Origin of the sequence: Nocardioides sp. NPDC004968 (genome assembly GCF_040608935.1) — a bacterium.
GTDB lineage: Bacteria > Actinomycetota > Actinomycetes > Propionibacteriales > Nocardioidaceae > Nocardioides.
Genome location: NZ_JBEXJF010000002.1, coordinates 69,538 through 83,850 on the forward strand (window position 1 = coordinate 69,538; position 14,313 = coordinate 83,850).

11 protein-coding genes and 1 tRNA gene are annotated in these 14,313 nt (G+C 68.5%); 10 read left to right on the forward strand and 2 right to left on the reverse strand.

Going from position 1 to position 14,313, the window contains the following annotated elements:
• Positions 1-45: 45 nt before the first annotated feature.
• From tmk to ABZU72_RS02870, 4 genes are all read left to right on the forward strand, one after another.
• The gene (gene tmk / locus ABZU72_RS02855) at positions 46-696 is read left to right on the forward strand and encodes a dTMP kinase (RefSeq protein ID WP_355017402.1); all 651 of its coding nucleotides are present in this window, start codon (positions 46-48) and stop codon (positions 694-696) included.
• Positions 693-1,853 (forward strand): DNA polymerase III subunit delta', encoded by a 1,161-nt coding sequence (locus ABZU72_RS02860; protein WP_355017403.1) that lies wholly within the window; start codon positions 693-695, stop codon positions 1,851-1,853. Before tmk ends, ABZU72_RS02860 begins: the two co-directional genes overlap by 4 nt.
• Positions 1,850-3,370 (forward strand): alpha/beta hydrolase, encoded by a 1,521-nt coding sequence (locus ABZU72_RS02865; RefSeq protein WP_355017404.1) that lies wholly within the window; start codon positions 1,850-1,852, stop codon positions 3,368-3,370. Before ABZU72_RS02860 ends, ABZU72_RS02865 begins: the two co-directional genes overlap by 4 nt.
• A 122-nt stretch (positions 3,371-3,492) precedes the next feature.
• Complete coding sequence (locus ABZU72_RS02870) at positions 3,493-4,098, forward strand: excalibur calcium-binding domain-containing protein (RefSeq protein WP_355017405.1); 606 nt, start codon at positions 3,493-3,495, stop codon at positions 4,096-4,098.
• Positions 4,099-4,108: 10 nt separating this feature from the next.
• Here the strand turns inward: ABZU72_RS02870 and ABZU72_RS02875 are convergent, their stop codons facing one another.
• A complete protein-coding gene (locus ABZU72_RS02875) occupies positions 4,109-5,035 on the reverse strand; it encodes a LysR family transcriptional regulator (protein ID WP_355017406.1) in 927 nt (308 codons plus the stop codon).
• 11 nt (positions 5,036-5,046) lie between these two features.
• Between ABZU72_RS02875 and ABZU72_RS02880 the strand changes: the two genes are divergently transcribed.
• The 5 genes from ABZU72_RS02880 (at position 5,047) to ABZU72_RS02900 (ending at position 11,979) form a co-directional block, all read left to right on the forward strand.
• Complete coding sequence (locus ABZU72_RS02880; RefSeq protein ID WP_355017407.1) at positions 5,047-5,322, forward strand: hypothetical protein; 276 nt, start codon at positions 5,047-5,049, stop codon at positions 5,320-5,322.
• 13 nt (positions 5,323-5,335) lie between these two features.
• A tRNA-Thr gene (locus ABZU72_RS02885) sits at positions 5,336-5,411 on the forward strand.
• A 225-nt stretch (positions 5,412-5,636) separates the two neighbouring features.
• The gene (locus ABZU72_RS02890) at positions 5,637-7,913 is read left to right on the forward strand and encodes an immunoglobulin-like domain-containing protein (RefSeq protein WP_355017408.1); all 2,277 of its coding nucleotides are present in this window, start codon (positions 5,637-5,639) and stop codon (positions 7,911-7,913) included.
• Positions 7,914-7,923: 10 nt separating this feature from the next.
• Complete coding sequence (locus ABZU72_RS02895; RefSeq protein ID WP_355017409.1) at positions 7,924-10,479, forward strand: alpha-L-arabinofuranosidase C-terminal domain-containing protein; 2,556 nt, start codon at positions 7,924-7,926, stop codon at positions 10,477-10,479.
• Between the two features lie 9 nt (positions 10,480-10,488).
• Positions 10,489-11,979, forward strand: coding sequence for a family 43 glycosylhydrolase (locus ABZU72_RS02900; RefSeq protein ID WP_355017410.1), 1,491 nt, complete (start codon positions 10,489-10,491; stop codon positions 11,977-11,979).
• A 158-nt stretch (positions 11,980-12,137) separates the two neighbouring features.
• Here ABZU72_RS02900 and ABZU72_RS02905 read toward each other — a convergent pair whose 3' ends face one another.
• Positions 12,138-13,439, reverse strand: a complete 1,302-nt coding sequence (locus ABZU72_RS02905; RefSeq protein ID WP_355017411.1) for an MFS transporter — start codon at positions 13,437-13,439, stop codon at positions 12,138-12,140.
• A 139-nt stretch (positions 13,440-13,578) separates the two neighbouring features.
• Here ABZU72_RS02905 and ABZU72_RS02910 point away from each other — a divergent pair, with 139 nt between their 5' ends.
• On the forward strand, positions 13,579-14,313 hold the full coding sequence (locus ABZU72_RS02910) for an SDR family oxidoreductase (protein ID WP_355017412.1): 735 nt from the start codon (positions 13,579-13,581) through the stop codon (positions 14,311-14,313).

The following is a 14,313-nucleotide window of genomic DNA, read 5'->3' on the forward strand; positions in this document are numbered from 1 at the left end:
GCGGCGTACTCCGGGGTTGTCGGTACCACCCCGTAGGTTTGCCTCGTGAGGTTTCCGGGTGTCTACGCAGAGCACGGCGTCTTCGTCTGTTTCGAGGGCGGCGAGGGGTCGGGCAAGTCGACCCAGTCGCGGCTGCTCCACGAGGCCCTGACCGCCCGCGGCCACCGAGTCCTGTTGACCTTCGAGCCGGGCGACACCGCCGTAGGCAAGGACGTACGCCGCATCGTGCTGTCCCCGGAGACCGGCGACCTCGACGACCGGACCGAGGCGCTCCTGTTCGCCGCCGACAAGGCCGAGCACATCGAGTCGATGGTCCGCCCGGCGCTGGAGCGGGGCGAGGTGGTCATCACCGACCGCTTTGTCGACTCGATGCTGGCCTACCAGGGCGCCGGCCGGGTGCTGGACGCCGCGCAGCTCGAGGAGGTCGCGCGGTGGGCGACCGCCGACCTGCGACCCCACCTGACCGTGCTGCTAGACCTTGATCCGACGGCCGGGTTCACCCGGTTCGAGGAGCGCGACCGGATGGAGCAGGAGTCGGTCGAGTTCCACCAGCGGGTGCGCTCCGCGTTCGTCGGGCTGGCCGAGCGGAATCCCGACCACTACCTGGTCCTGGACGCCCGCGCGCCGGTCGAGGAGATCCACGCGGCGGTGCTGGCGCGGCTCGAGCCGCTGCTCGCCGAGGCGGTGACGGCATGAACGTCGCCACGACCTCGGTCTGGGACAACCTGGTCGGCCAGCACCACATCATCTCGACGCTGCGGACCGCCGCAGCCGGCCACGGCATGACCCAGTCGTGGCTGTTCACGGGGCCCCCGGGCTCGGGACGGTCCAACGCCGCGATCGCTTTCGCCGCCGCGCTCCAGTGCCCCAACGGAGGCTGCGGCCAGTGCCACGCGTGCCACACCGTGCTCGCGGGCAGCCACGCCGACGTCAACCTGGTCCGCACCGAGAAGCTCACGCTCGGCGTCGACGAGATCCGCGACCTCGTCCGTCAGGCCGCCCTCACGCCGGCCGGAAGCCGCTGGCAGATCCTGATCATCGAGGACGCCGACCGGCTCACCGAGCAGGCCAACAACGCGCTGCTCAAGGCGGTCGAGGAGCCCGGCGCCCGCACGGTCTGGATGCTCTGCACGCCGACGGTCGAGGACGTACTCCCGACCATCCGGTCCCGGTGCCGGCTGGTCACGCTGACCACCCCGACGGCTCCCGACGTGACCGCCTTTCTCCAGCGCACGCTCGGTGTCGACGAGGCGCGCGCGGCCTACGCGGCGCGCGCGAGCCAGAGCCACATCGGCCGGGCCAAGGCGCTGGCCCGCGACGACGACACCCGGCGCCGTCGCGAGCAGGTGGTCGCCTACCCGGCCCGGCTGAACACCCTCGCCGACGCGCTTCGGGCCGCCGGCGAGCTCGCTGCGGTCTCGAAGGAGGAGGCCGACGCGGTCACCGCCGACCTCGACGCTCGGGAGAAGGCTGACCTCGACACCGGCTACGGCGTGGTCGATCGCGGCCGCCGTCCGCGTGAGTACGGTCCCGCGCTGTCCGCGCTCGAGAAGGACCAGAAGCGCCGCGCCACCCGCCGCCACCGCGACGTGATCGACCGCGGGCTGATGGACCTGGTCTCGGTCTACCGCGACGCGATCGCGATGGCCGCCGGCGCTCCGGTGACCCTCGTCAACGAGGAGCACCGGCGCGAGATCGAGCAGCTCGTCGCGGCCGCGACCCCCGAGCTCAACCTGCAGCGGATCGGGGCGATCTTCGAAGCCCGTGAGCAGCTGCTGGAGTTCAACGTGCAGCCCCAGTTGGTGCTGGAAGCGATGATGGTGGCGCTGTTGCCGCCCGGAGGAGATCAGTGAAACTCAAAGCAGTGACCGGCGCCGCCGCGCTGACCGCTCTGACCGTGATCACCGCTGGCTGTGGTGCCGACGGCGGCACCCCCGACGCCGACCAGGTGAGTCCGAGCGCGGAGGCCACCGCGGCCCCGACCGAGGGGCTGCAGACCTTCTACAGTCAGAAGCTGGACTGGAAGGACTGCAACGGCGCTTTCGAGTGCGCGACCCTCGAGGTCCCGCTCGACTACTCCGACCCGACCGGCCGCACCATCGAGGTCTCGGTCATCAAGGACCCGGCCAACGAGAAGAAGATCGGCTCGCTGGCGATCAACCCGGGTGGCCCTGGCGGCTCGGGCATCGAGTACGCCCTCTACAACAACCAGTCCTTCAGCTCCACCGTCCGCGACTCCTACGACGTCGTCGGCTTCGACCCGCGCGGTGTCGGGCAGAGCACCCCGGTCGACTGCCTCGACGACGAGAGCCTCGACGCCTACGTCGCGGTCGACCCCGACCCCGACACCCCCGCCGAGGAGAAGGCGTACGTCGACACCGGCGTCGAGATGGCCAACGGCTGCGCCGGCCAGAAGGACGGCATCTCCGCTCACGTCAGCACCGTCGAGGCGGCTCGGGACATGGACGTACTCCGGGCTGCGCTCGGTGAGGACCAGCTCGACTACTTCGGCGCCTCCTACGGCACCCAGCTCGGCTCGACCTACGCCGAGCTCTACCCCGACCGGGTCGGCCGCTTCGTGCTCGACGGCGCGATCGAGCCGGGGCTGAGCGTCCTCGAGGCCAACCTCGCCCAGGCGAAGGGCTTCGAGGTCGCACTCCGCTCCTACGTCGAGAACTGCGTCGACGAGGGCGACTGTTTCCTCGGTGACAGCGTCGACGAGGGCGTCGAGCGCGTCCAGAAGCTGATGGCCGACATCGACGCCGAGCCGCTGCCTGCCGGCGACCGCGAGCTGACCGCCGGCAACGCCCTCTACGGCCTGATCACCCCGCTCTACGTCGAGTCCTACTGGCCCTACCTCACCGACGCCCTGCAGGCGGCGCTGAAGGGCGATGGCTCCCAGCTGATGAGCCTCTCGGACAACTACGCGGGCCGCGACCCCGAGGGTGGCTACATCAACAACACGATGGAGGCCAACTGGGCGATCAACTGCCTCGACGACTCCTCCGGCCTCAGCCCGGAGGAGGTACGCAAGCAGGTGCCCGCCTTCGAGGAGGCCGCTCCCACCTTCGGTGCCGCCCTGGCCTGGATGCTCAACGGCTGCGCCGCGGAGAAGTTCAAGGCCACCGAGCCCGAGCCCGAGATCGACGCCCAGGGCTCCAACCCGATCGTCGTCGTCGGCACCACCCGCGACCCGGCCACCCCCTACGAGTGGGCCGAAGCGCTCGCAAAGGCTCTCGACAACGGCGTACTCGTCTCCCGCGACGGCGACGGCCACACCGGCTACATGCAGGGCAACGGCTGCGTCGACGACGCCATCGACGCCTACCTGGTCGACGGCAAGGTCCCCGACGACGGCTTGGAGTGCTGACACCGCTCGAACTGCGGATTTACCCGATGTGGGGTGGGTCCTCGTCGTGACGCCCCGGCGGATCTCTCTGGACCAGAGGATCACTGTCGGAAACGTCACTTCGAGAGGAAGGTCACGAGCACGTGATCATCAACCAGCGAATCCGTTCGACGACGAAGGTCTTCGCTGCCACCGCGATCGCCTCCCTGGCGATCGCGGTAGCCCCCGTCATCAGCCAGCCCGCCCACGCCACCACGCCCCCGGGGACCGCCGCCAAGGTCATCACCAAGGTCGTCAAGGTCTCCGCCAACAAGTACGGGACGAGGTCCTACCGCCCGGTCGGCAAGCTGACCGCGGGCGGCAACCCGATCAAGGGCAAGCGCATCCACCTGCAGAAGAAGGCCAGCGGCCGGTGGATGAGCGTGACCTCCTGCGTCACGAACAGGTACGGCAAGTGCGCCGTGATCGTGACGCCGAAGGTCAGCCGCTACTACCGCTGGAAGTTCGCCGGCGACGCCAAGCGGAAGGTCGACGTCTCGGCGTCGTTCTACCTGAAGAAGCGCAGCACGTCCGGTGGAAGTGGCTCGGGTCTCGACTACACCTACGGCAACGGCGAGAAGGTCTACAACGCCACCTCGGCCAACGACCGCGACTGCGGAGAGATCCCGAGCAGCAAGAAGCCCGTACGCGTCCACGGTTCCGATCCGTGGCGCCTCGACGCCGACAACGACGGCTACGGCTGCGAGTGATCTGAACGTACTAGCGCCGGTGGACCGGGTCCGCGATGGCCTGGATCCGCTTCGTGGCCAGCTCGATCATCAACGTGGCGGCGGGGGAGAGGGTGGCGTCGGTGCGGTGGACGACGGCGAAGGTGTCGTACGTCCGGGGCCGCAGTGACACCCAGCCGGCCTTCGGCGCCAGCCGGGGGAGCAGCTGTTCGGCTGCTCCCTTGGCGATGACGCTGTCGGCGTACCCCATCCCCACCAGCTCGACGGCCGTCTCGATGTCCTCGACCTCGATCCGGCTGGGTGGGTTGCGCCCGGTCTCGTGGAGCAGGTTGCGGATGGTGACCCGGGTCGGGTCCTCGGAGCTCCAGCTCGTGTCGGACATGACCAGCGAGGCCAGCGAGAGCCGGTGCGGGGTGACCGGTGTGGCCAGGTGAGCGGGGTCGGCCGAGATGTACACGAGCTCGTCGCGCGCCACCGGCGTGACCTTCAGCCCCGGACCGGAGACGCTGCCGACGAGCAGCATCGCCGCTTCTAGCCGTCCACGTCTCAGGTCCTCCTGGACCTCGGCGGAGTTCTGCCCCATCAGTTCGACGCGCACGCCCGGGTATCGATCGAGCACGTCGGCCACCAGGCCGGCGCCGCCGTAGAGCCGCGCGATCCCGAACATCCCGAACCGGATCGTCCCGGTCTCGAACTGTTTCACCGCCTGCACGGCCTTGCGCGCGTCCTCCGCAGCCGCGACCGTACGCTCTGCGTGCGGCCTCAGCTCGTCGGCCACCCCGGTCGGCACCACCCCGCGCCCGACGCGCCGGAAGAGCTGGACGCCGAGCGTACGCTCCAGGCCTCTGACCTGCTCCGAGATCGACGGCTGCGCATAACCGAGCTCGTCGGCCGCCGCGGTCAGCGAGCCATGCTCGTAGACCGCGAGGAACACGCGGAGCTGGTGCAGCGACAACATAGAGACATCCTATGACTTTCCAAGGAAAGATCGTCTACCTCTATGAATCGCCGGCGGTCATCATTGAATCACCACCACTGCGTCCGCAGTCGGTGGTTGACCCACGTTCAGAGAAGAGCAAAGCAACAATGAAGCACGGCGTACGCCGCTTGGGCCGCCTCATCGGCAAGGGCAAGCCCACCCGCATGACCATCGACGAGCACGTCGAGGCGCACCGTTTTAGTGTCGAGCGCGCAGTCTCGGTACACTCATCCGGTCCGCTCAACCAGAGCCGCTTCATGCGGTAACGGCTGACGGTACGCCGCCTTAGCTCAGTCGGCAGAGCGTCTCACTCGTAATGAGAAGGTCGTCGGTTCGATTCCGACAGGCGGCTCCACCAAAACCCTCGTCTGACCAGCCGGAACACGGCAGGATCGGCGGGGGTTTCTTCGTTTTCGTCCGCCGCGCCCATCAGGGACCAGTCGGCGTGAGAGCTCACGTGACTTGCCTGACGACTCTTGACGGCAGCCTCGACCCCCTGGTTATGTTAGCGCTCACATTCATGTGATTGCAGTCACACATGAGTGCCCGGCGTTTGTCCAAAGCTGACCCTGGAGCGCAGATGGACCAGTCGAACATGACCCCCCGCAACCCGCGCCGGAAGCATCTCGCGCGAACCCTGGCGGCGCTTGCGTCGTTGCCATTGATCCTGGCCAGCCTGGTGACCACCGCGCCGGCGCAGGGGGCGAGCGACGTAGGGCTCGTCGTCCACTACCCCCTCGACCAGGTCACCGGCACCACGGTCGTCGACGAGTCAGGTGCCGGTCGCAACGGCACGCTGACCGGTGACGCGACCTGGCTCGGCGGCGAGGGGCTGTCCCTTGGTGGCACCAACGGGCACGTCAGGCTGCCGAACGACGTGATGGCCGGTCTGACGTCGATCACCGTCTCGCTCGAGGTCAAGATCGCAGCGGATCAGGCCACTCCCTACTTCATCTGGGGCCTTGGCAACACCGGCGACAACGGCACGGGCAACGGTTACCTGTTCACGACCGGAAACGCCTACCGGACGTCGATCGCCACCGGCAACTGGAGCACCGAGCAGACGGTGACGGCCGGCCGCAACCTGGCCCGCGACACCTGGAAGACCATCAGCTACACGCTCGCCGACGGCACCGCGGTGCTCTACGAGGACGGTGTCGAGGTCGCGCGCCGCACCGGCGTGACCATCACGCCCGGTCAGATCGGCAACGGGGTCACGACCGCGAACTATCTCGGTCGATCCGTCTACAGCGGCGACCGTCACCTGAAGGGCCAGTTGCGCGACTTCCGGATGTACGACCGCGCGCTGACGGCCTCAGAGGTCCACGAGCTGGGCCACGTCACCGACGAGCAGCGCGTCGAGCGCGACCTCGCCTGGCTCGACCTGGGCGACACGTCCCGCGTCGTCAGTGACCTCTCGCTCCCGACCAACGGCCCGAATGGCTCCACCTTCACCTGGGCCTCCTCCGACCCTGCCGTCGTCTCCCCGACCGGTGCCGTCACCCGTCCGCTCTACGGCAGCCCCGATGCCGCCGTGACGCTCACCGCCACCGCAGCCCACGGCTCCGCCAGCGGGTCCGAGGAGTTCGCCGTCAACGTGCCGGCCGACATCAGCGACGAAGAGAAGGTCACTCGCGCCGCAGCCGCGCTCAAGGTCTGGGACGCCGACGGGATCCGCGGCAACATCACCCTGCCGACCAAGGGCCTGCACGGCACGACCATCAGCTGGACGTCCAGCGAGCCTGCCGTCGTGACCCCGGCCGGTGAGGTCGACCGGCCGGCGTACGGCGAGAAGGCCGTCCGCCTGGCACTCAACGCCACCGTGAGCCTGCGCAAGGTCAAGGACAAGCGGCAGTTCCGGCTGACGGTCCTGCCGCTGCCGAAGCAGGAGCCGCTCGAGGGCTACACCTTCGCCTACTTCACGGGCGAGGGGACGGCCGACGGCGAGCAGGTCTACCTCGCCGCCAGCAGGGGCAATGACCCGCTCCACTGGGACGAGCTCAACGGCGGTCAGCCGGTGCTGCGCTCGCAGCACGGCGACAAGGGCGTACGCGACCCGTTCATCATCCGCTCCCCGGAGGGCGACAAGTTCTACCTGATCGCCACCGACCTCAAGATCTACGGCAACGGGGACTGGGACGCGGCACAGCGCCGGGGGAGCCGCTACATCGAGATCTGGGAGTCCACGGACCTCGTGAACTGGTCCGAGCAGCGACACGTCCGGGTGTCCTCGCCGCAGGCAGGGAATACCTGGGCGCCCGAGGCCTACTACGACGAGGGGATCGGTGCGTACGTCGTCTTCTGGGCCTCCAAGCTCTACGACGAGGAAGACCCCGACCACGCCGGCAACACCCACAACCGGATGGTCTACGTCACCACCAGGGACTTCCGGACCTTCAGCGAGCCCCAGGTGTGGATCGACCCGGGCTACTCGGTGATCGACTCCACCGTCGTCGAGCACGAGGGGACCTACTACCGGTTCACCAAGGACGAGCGGAACAACACCTCCACCACGCCCTGCAGCAAGTTCATCGTCGAGGAGAAGGCCACCTCGCTGCTCGACCTGGACTGGAGCTTCGTCGCGGAGTGCATCGGCAAGGCCACGGCCGACAACCCGGGCATCGACCGCGGTGAGGGGCCGACGATCTTCAAGTCCAACACCGAGGACAAGTGGTACCTGTTCATCGACGAGTTCGGCGGCCGCGGGTACGTGCCGTTCGAGACCACCGACCTGGAGTCAGGCTTCTTCCGGATCTCCAGCGACTACCAGCTTCCCAGCCGCCCCCGCCACGGGACCGTTCTGCCGGTGACCAAGGCCGAGCTGGACCGCATCCGCACCTCCTACCGCGTGTTCTGAGGAGACCATCGTGCACAGAATCCGTCTGCTGACCATCCTGTCCGCCGCCACCGTCCTCGCACTGCCCTTGGCCTACGCCGCGCCCAGCCTCGGCGCGGACCGGCGAGCCGCTGCACCCGAACCCGACTACACGATCACGGCCCGCACCGGTGAGTCCGGACCCGAGATCAGCGACTCGATGTACGGCGTCTTCTTCGAGGACATCAACTACGCGGCCGACGGCGGTCTCTATGCCGAGCTCGTGCGGAACCGGTCCTTCGAGTTCCTGCCGGCCGACAACCGCTCCTACACCGGGCTGACCGCCTGGACCCCGCGAGGAGAGGGCGGAGGCAACGGCACCGCGACCCCCGTCGACGACGGCTTCCGGCTCAACGAGCGCAACCGCACCTACCTGCAGCTATCCCTGGCCAACACCGCCGGCGGAACGTACGGCGTCTCCAACGGCGGCTGGAACAACGGCGTCGCGCTCGAGGCCGGCAAGAGCTACGACTTCTCGGTCTGGGCACGCTCGGACACCGCCGGCGGTACGCCGCTGACCGTGTCGCTGCGCGACGAGTCCGGCGCCACCTCGTACGCCGATCCGGTCCGGCTCCAGGTGAACGGGGACACCTGGAAGAAGTACGCCGGGACCTTCACCGCGAGCACCAAGACCGACTCCGCACGCCTGTGGCTGCAGGGGGAGGGCGTCGGCACCCTCCGTCTCGACATGGTCTCGTTGATGCCCGAGGACACCTTCATGGGTCGCGAGAACGGGCTGCGCAAGGACCTCGCCGAGAAGATCGCGGCGCTCGAGCCGGAGTTCGTCCGCTTCCCGGGCGGCTGTCTCGTCAACACCGGCAGCATGTCCGGCTACGACGCCGCCTCCGGCTGGCAGCGCGCCCGGTCCTACCAGTGGAAGGACACCGTCGGCCCGGTCGAGGAGCGCGCGACGAACGCCAACTTCTGGGGCTACAACCAGTCCTACGGACTGGGCTACTACGAGTACTTCCAGTTCGCCGAGGACGTCGGGGCGATGCCGCTGCCGGTCGTGCCGGCGCTGGTCACCGGCTGCGGCCAGAACCGGGTCACCGACGACGAGGCCCTGCTGCAGCGCTACATCCAGGACACTCTCGACCTCATCGAGTTCGCCAACGGCCCGGTCGACTCCGAGTGGGGCGACCTGCGCGCGGAGATGGGACACCCGGAGCCGTTCGGACTCACTCATCTCGGCGTCGGCAACGAGGAGAACCTGCCGGCGGAGTTCTTCGAGCGGTTCGAGAAGTTCCGCGCGGCCATCGAGGCGCGCTACCCGGAGATCACGATCATCAGCAACTCCGGCCCCGACGACCAGGGTGCGCTCTTCGACCAGCACTGGGCGCAGAACCGGGCCGCCGGTGTCGACATGGTCGACGAGCACTACTACAACTCCCCGACCTGGTTCCTGCAGAACAACGACCGCTACGACAGCTACGACCGCAACGGGCCGAAGGTCTTCCTCGGTGAGTACGCCTCCCAGGACAACAAGCTCTTCAACGCGCTGTCGGAGGCGGCGTACATGACCGGGCTCGAGCGCAACGCCGACGTCGTGCGGCTGGCCTCCTACGCCCCGCTGCTGGCCAACATCGATCACGTGCAGTGGCGCCCGGACATGATCTGGTTCGACAACGACCAGTCCTGGAGCTCTGCGAGCTACGAGGTCCAGAAGCTGTTCATGAACAACGTCGGTGACCGGGTCGTACCCAGCGAGGCGACCGGCAAGGTGATCGAGCCGCAGCCCATCACCGGCGGCATCGGTCTCTCCACCTGGGCCACCTCCGCGGCGTACGACGACGTGTCGGTCACCGCACCCGACGGAACCTCCCTGTTCGCCGACGACTTCCAGGACGGGAACGCCGAGGGCTGGAGCCCCCTGGGCAACCGGGGGAGCTGGTCGGTCGTCGATGGCGCCTACACCCAGACGGACGCTGCCGCCCAGGACACCCTGGTCGGGGCTGCGGACATCACCGCGAGCGACTACGACATCAAGCTCAAGGCCAAGAAGCTGTCCGGCTCCGAGGGCTTCCTGGTCGCGTTCGGGGTGAAGGACACCGGCAACTTCTACTGGTGGAACCTCGGCGGCTGGAACAACACCCGCACCGTCGTCGAGAAGGCCACCAACGGCGGCAAGGAGACCCTGATCGCCCGCGAGGGCCACTCGATCGAGACCGGGCGCACCTACGATGTACGGATCGAGGTCCGCGGCACCCACGTCCGGCTCTTCCTCGACGGCCAGCTCTTCCAGGAGTTCGACGACGACCAGGTCACCGAGCCGTACGCGCAGGTGGTCACCCGCGACGAGGCGACCGGCGACCTGCTCGTCAAGGTCGTCAACGCCCAGGCCGAGCCGGCGGTCACCCGCATCGATCTCGGCATCAAGGTCGCCCCCAAGGCGCAGATGACCGTCATCAGCGGCGACCCGGAGGACCAGAACACCCGGACCGCGCAGCCGATCAAGCCGGTCACCAGCACCATCCGTGGCGTGGACAGCACCTTCACGCGCACGTTCGCGCCGTACTCCGTGACCTTCATCCGCATCCAGACCCGGTAGGGGAGCACCATGTCCGATCACCTGAACCACCTCAGCCTCCGGGCCGGCCTCAGCAGGCGGCACCTTCTGCAGGCCGGGGTCGGCCTCGGGGCGGCGGCCGCCCTCGCCGGGCATGCTGTGCCTGCCGCCGCGGCACCGCCCGTACCGATGCCCAGCGACGCCGACATCTGGGGAGTGCCGACCCTCAACCCGCTCGTCGAGCGCCGAGCCGACCCGTTCGTCACCCCGCCCGTCGACGGGATGTACTACCTGACCGGCTCCGTACCGGAGTACGACCGTCTGGTGATCCGCGGGTCGGCGTCGCTCGCCGGCCTCGCGACAGCGGCGGAATCGGTGATCTGGCGCCGCCCCGCCAGCGGAAAGATGGGCGGCCACATCTGGGCGCCCGAGCTGCACCGCATCGACGGCCGCTGGTACGTCTACTTCGCAGCCGGCGACTCCGACGACGTCTTCCGGATCCGGATGTACGTCATGGAGTCGACGCTCGCCGACCCGCGCGACCCCGCGGGCTGGGGCGCACCGCAGCAGATCATCACGCCGTGGCAGAGCTTCGCCCTCGACGCCACCACCTTCGAGCACGCCGGCCGCCGCTACCTGGTCTGGGCACAGAGCGAGCCCGAGATCGCGGTGAACACCAGCCTCTACATCGCAGAGATGAGCTCGCCGTTCGCGATCAGCACCTTCCCGGCACGGATCGCGACCCCGACCCGCAGCTGGGAGGTGCAGGGCTTCAAGGTCAACGAGGGGCCCGCCGTGCTGGTCCGCAACGGCCGCGTCTTCATGACGTTCTCGGCCAGCGCCACCGACTCGCGCTACTGCATGGGCCTGCTCACCGCGTCTGCGGACGCCGATCTGCTCGACCCGGCGTCCTGGGTCAAGAGCCCCGATCCGGTGTTCACGACGAACGTGCAGACCGGGCAGTACGGCCCGGGGCACAACTCGTTCACGGTCGCCGAGGACGGCGTGACCGACGTTCTCGTCTACCACGCCCGGGACTACCGCGACATCACCGGCGACCCGCTCTACGACCCGAACCGGCACGCTCGCGTGCAGAAGGTGGTGTGGCACGCGGACGGCACACCCATGTTCGGAGTGCCGGTCGGGAAGGGCGGGCCGATCGTGCGGCTCACCCCGCTGGACGCGCCGGGCTCGTTCGTACGCCACTACGAGTACGCCGTGCGGGTGGACCATGCCCCGAGGGAGCTCGCCGACAGCCAGTTCCGCTTCGTCCCCGGTCTGGCGGGCGACGGCTCGGAGTCGCTGCAGTCGGTCAACTTCCCCGACCGGTATGTCCGGGTCACCACCGGCACGGTCCGGATCGACCCGGTCGAGCCGGGCCCGGCGTACGCGGCTGAGGCGAGCTTCCGCCGGATCACGGTCAAGGGCGGGATCTCGCTGCAGGTGGCCACGGACCGCGGCGACTACCTCCAGCACGACCGTGGTGCACTCACCGTCGGTGGCACCGCGGGCCGACGCTCCAGCACCTTCACCTTGACCTGAACACCGGTTACCAGTTGTCGAGGTTTGACGACGCTCGACGCAGGATGCGTGCTATCACTTCCGGGTGCGGTCCGGGCGCCCGTGTTGCTGGAGTCCCCCCACTCGGTAGCGAGGGCGTCCAGGACCGCACGCCAAGTTCACGTGGGCCGCGTCCATGGTCAGGTTCGATCCGCCGACACGGCCTCGACCGACGGCTCGGTGTGAGGCCCGGCCCACCAGACGACGGTGGTGACCACACCGATCAGGAGCAGCCCGCTGGTCAGCCAGAACGGATAGGTGCGGTCCATCCCCGAGAGCCACCCGGAGATCAAGCCGAACGGGGCGGCAGCGAGCATCACCGCGGTGCGCTGCAGCGCCATCACCCGTGACCGCTCGGCCTCGTCGACGTGGAAAGCGACGAGCGACTCCGAGAGCATGAAGAGCATCCCGGCGCCGAAGCTGTCGAGGAGGAGGCACACCCCGAGAAGCGCGTACGTCACGAGGTCGGCCTCACCCTCGGCGGCGGGGATCACGACGAGCACGAGCTGGCCGGCCAGATAGATGCCGAAGCCCCACAACGTCGCCTGCTTGAGGTCGTGCCCCGAGGTCAGCCGGCGGATGAGGGTGAAGAGGAAGAGCACCGACAACAGCGAACGCACCATCGGGAAGAACGGCAGCACCGCGTCGGGCACGTGCAGGTGTTGGTTGACCACGACCTGCCAGAAGGTGGCGTTGACAAGGGTGACAGCCGCGACGAGGGCGGCGATGGCCAACGCCAGCAGCGAGCCACGCGAGCGGGCCAGCAGCCGCGCGGCCTCGCGGTAGCCGACGAAGAGCCGCCAGAGGCTCTCGTGCCGGGTCTGCTCCATCCGGATCCGGCCCTGTCGGGTCTCGTGGGAGGCGGCGTACAACAGGATGATCTTGGCCAGCATCACGACCGCGGCGTTGATGAAGAGCACCCGCACCGCGGGCTCCATGCCGAACTGCGCGACCATGAAGGCGGCGATCGGGGCGAAGAGCGCCGAGCAGTCGGCCGCGACCCGCACCAGGGAGTAGATGCCGGTGATCTGGTCGCGCTCCGCGTCCTCGACCATCAGGCAGTCCCAGGCGTTCGCGGTGACCTGCAGTGCCCCGTTGAGCAGCGACGCGGCCAGGAAGGCCCAGAAGTCCTGGGCGAACGCCCAGATCAAGCACGGGATCACGAAGGCGATCACGTCGAAGACCGCGTTCGTCAGCCGACGTCCCATCCGGTCGGTGATGATGCCGCCGGCGAGCCCGAAGAACACCTGGGAGATCATCCCGGCGGTCGCGAGCAGGCCGATCTGTGTGTCGTGCAGCCCGAGCGTGAGCATGAAGACGGAGAGGTAGGGCAGCACGAGCGCCATCGACAGGCCCCACATCGGCTCGGTCCACACGCACGCGCGCGGGTTGCCGCGGAGATGGATCAGGGTGTGCCAGAGAGAGCCGGGGGAGGATGCCACCGGGACAGTGAATCAGGCGCGACATCAACGGTGGAAACGCTTTAGTCGGGCTCCTGCGACGTCCGATTACCGCCAGAAATGACGGACCGTCATCGGTTGAATGGTTCATGAAGCAACCAATTCGAAGGATGGGAAGCACATGAAGGTCGCCCTTGTCACCGGAGCCAGCCGCGGTATCGGCCAGGCCACGGCACGCCAGCTGGCCCAGAGCGGCAGCCACGTCATCCTGACCGGACGCCGGCCCGAGACGCTCGAGGCAGAGGTCGAACGGCTCAACCGCGACGGCCACTCGGCCTCCGCACTCCAGTTGGACGTCACCGACCGCGACAGCGTGCGGCGCGCTGCTGACCATGTCGCCGCGACGTACGGGCATCTCGACGTGCTGGTCAACAACGCCGGCGTCCTTCCGGAGGCCACCAACCCCGATCCGGCCGAGGTCGTCGACCTCGAGATGTTCCGGGTCACCTACGAGACCAACCTGATCGGCGCGGTCGCGGTCCTCGAGGCGTTCCTCCCGCTCATCCGGAAGAGCGAGGCGGGGCGGATCGTGAACGTGACGACCACGATGGCGTCACTGGCCGACCAGACCAACCCCGAATCCCCCTACTACGGCATGGTCGTGCCCGCCTACCAGTCGTCCAAGGCCGCACTGAACAACGTGACCATCGCGCTGGCGAAGGCGCTCACCGAGACTGCCGTCAAGGTGACCTCGGTGTGCCCGGGATTCGTGCAGACCGACCTGACCCCGATCAACCGGGACAACGCACCCACCACGGCGGACCAGGCCGCCGAGGTCGTCGTCCGCGCGGCGACACTGCCCGACGACGCCCCGTCAGGGACGTTCGTCGACGCCAACGGACCCGTGCCGTGGTGA

Coding starts and splice junctions, on each gene's coding strand:
- ABZU72_RS02860 (WP_355017403.1), top strand. CDS start 693: ATGAACGTCGCCACGACCTCGGTCTGGGACAACCTGGTCGGCCAGCAC.
- ABZU72_RS02875 (WP_355017406.1), bottom strand. CDS start 5,035: ATGTTGTCGCTGCACCAGCTCCGCGTGTTCCTCGCGGTCTACGAGCAT.
- ABZU72_RS02880 (WP_355017407.1), top strand. CDS start 5,047: ATGACTTTCCAAGGAAAGATCGTCTACCTCTATGAATCGCCGGCGGTC.
- ABZU72_RS02890 (WP_355017408.1), top strand. CDS start 5,637: ATGGACCAGTCGAACATGACCCCCCGCAACCCGCGCCGGAAGCATCTC.
- ABZU72_RS02900 (WP_355017410.1), top strand. CDS start 10,489: ATGTCCGATCACCTGAACCACCTCAGCCTCCGGGCCGGCCTCAGCAGG.
- ABZU72_RS02910 (WP_355017412.1), top strand. CDS start 13,579: ATGAAGGTCGCCCTTGTCACCGGAGCCAGCCGCGGTATCGGCCAGGCC.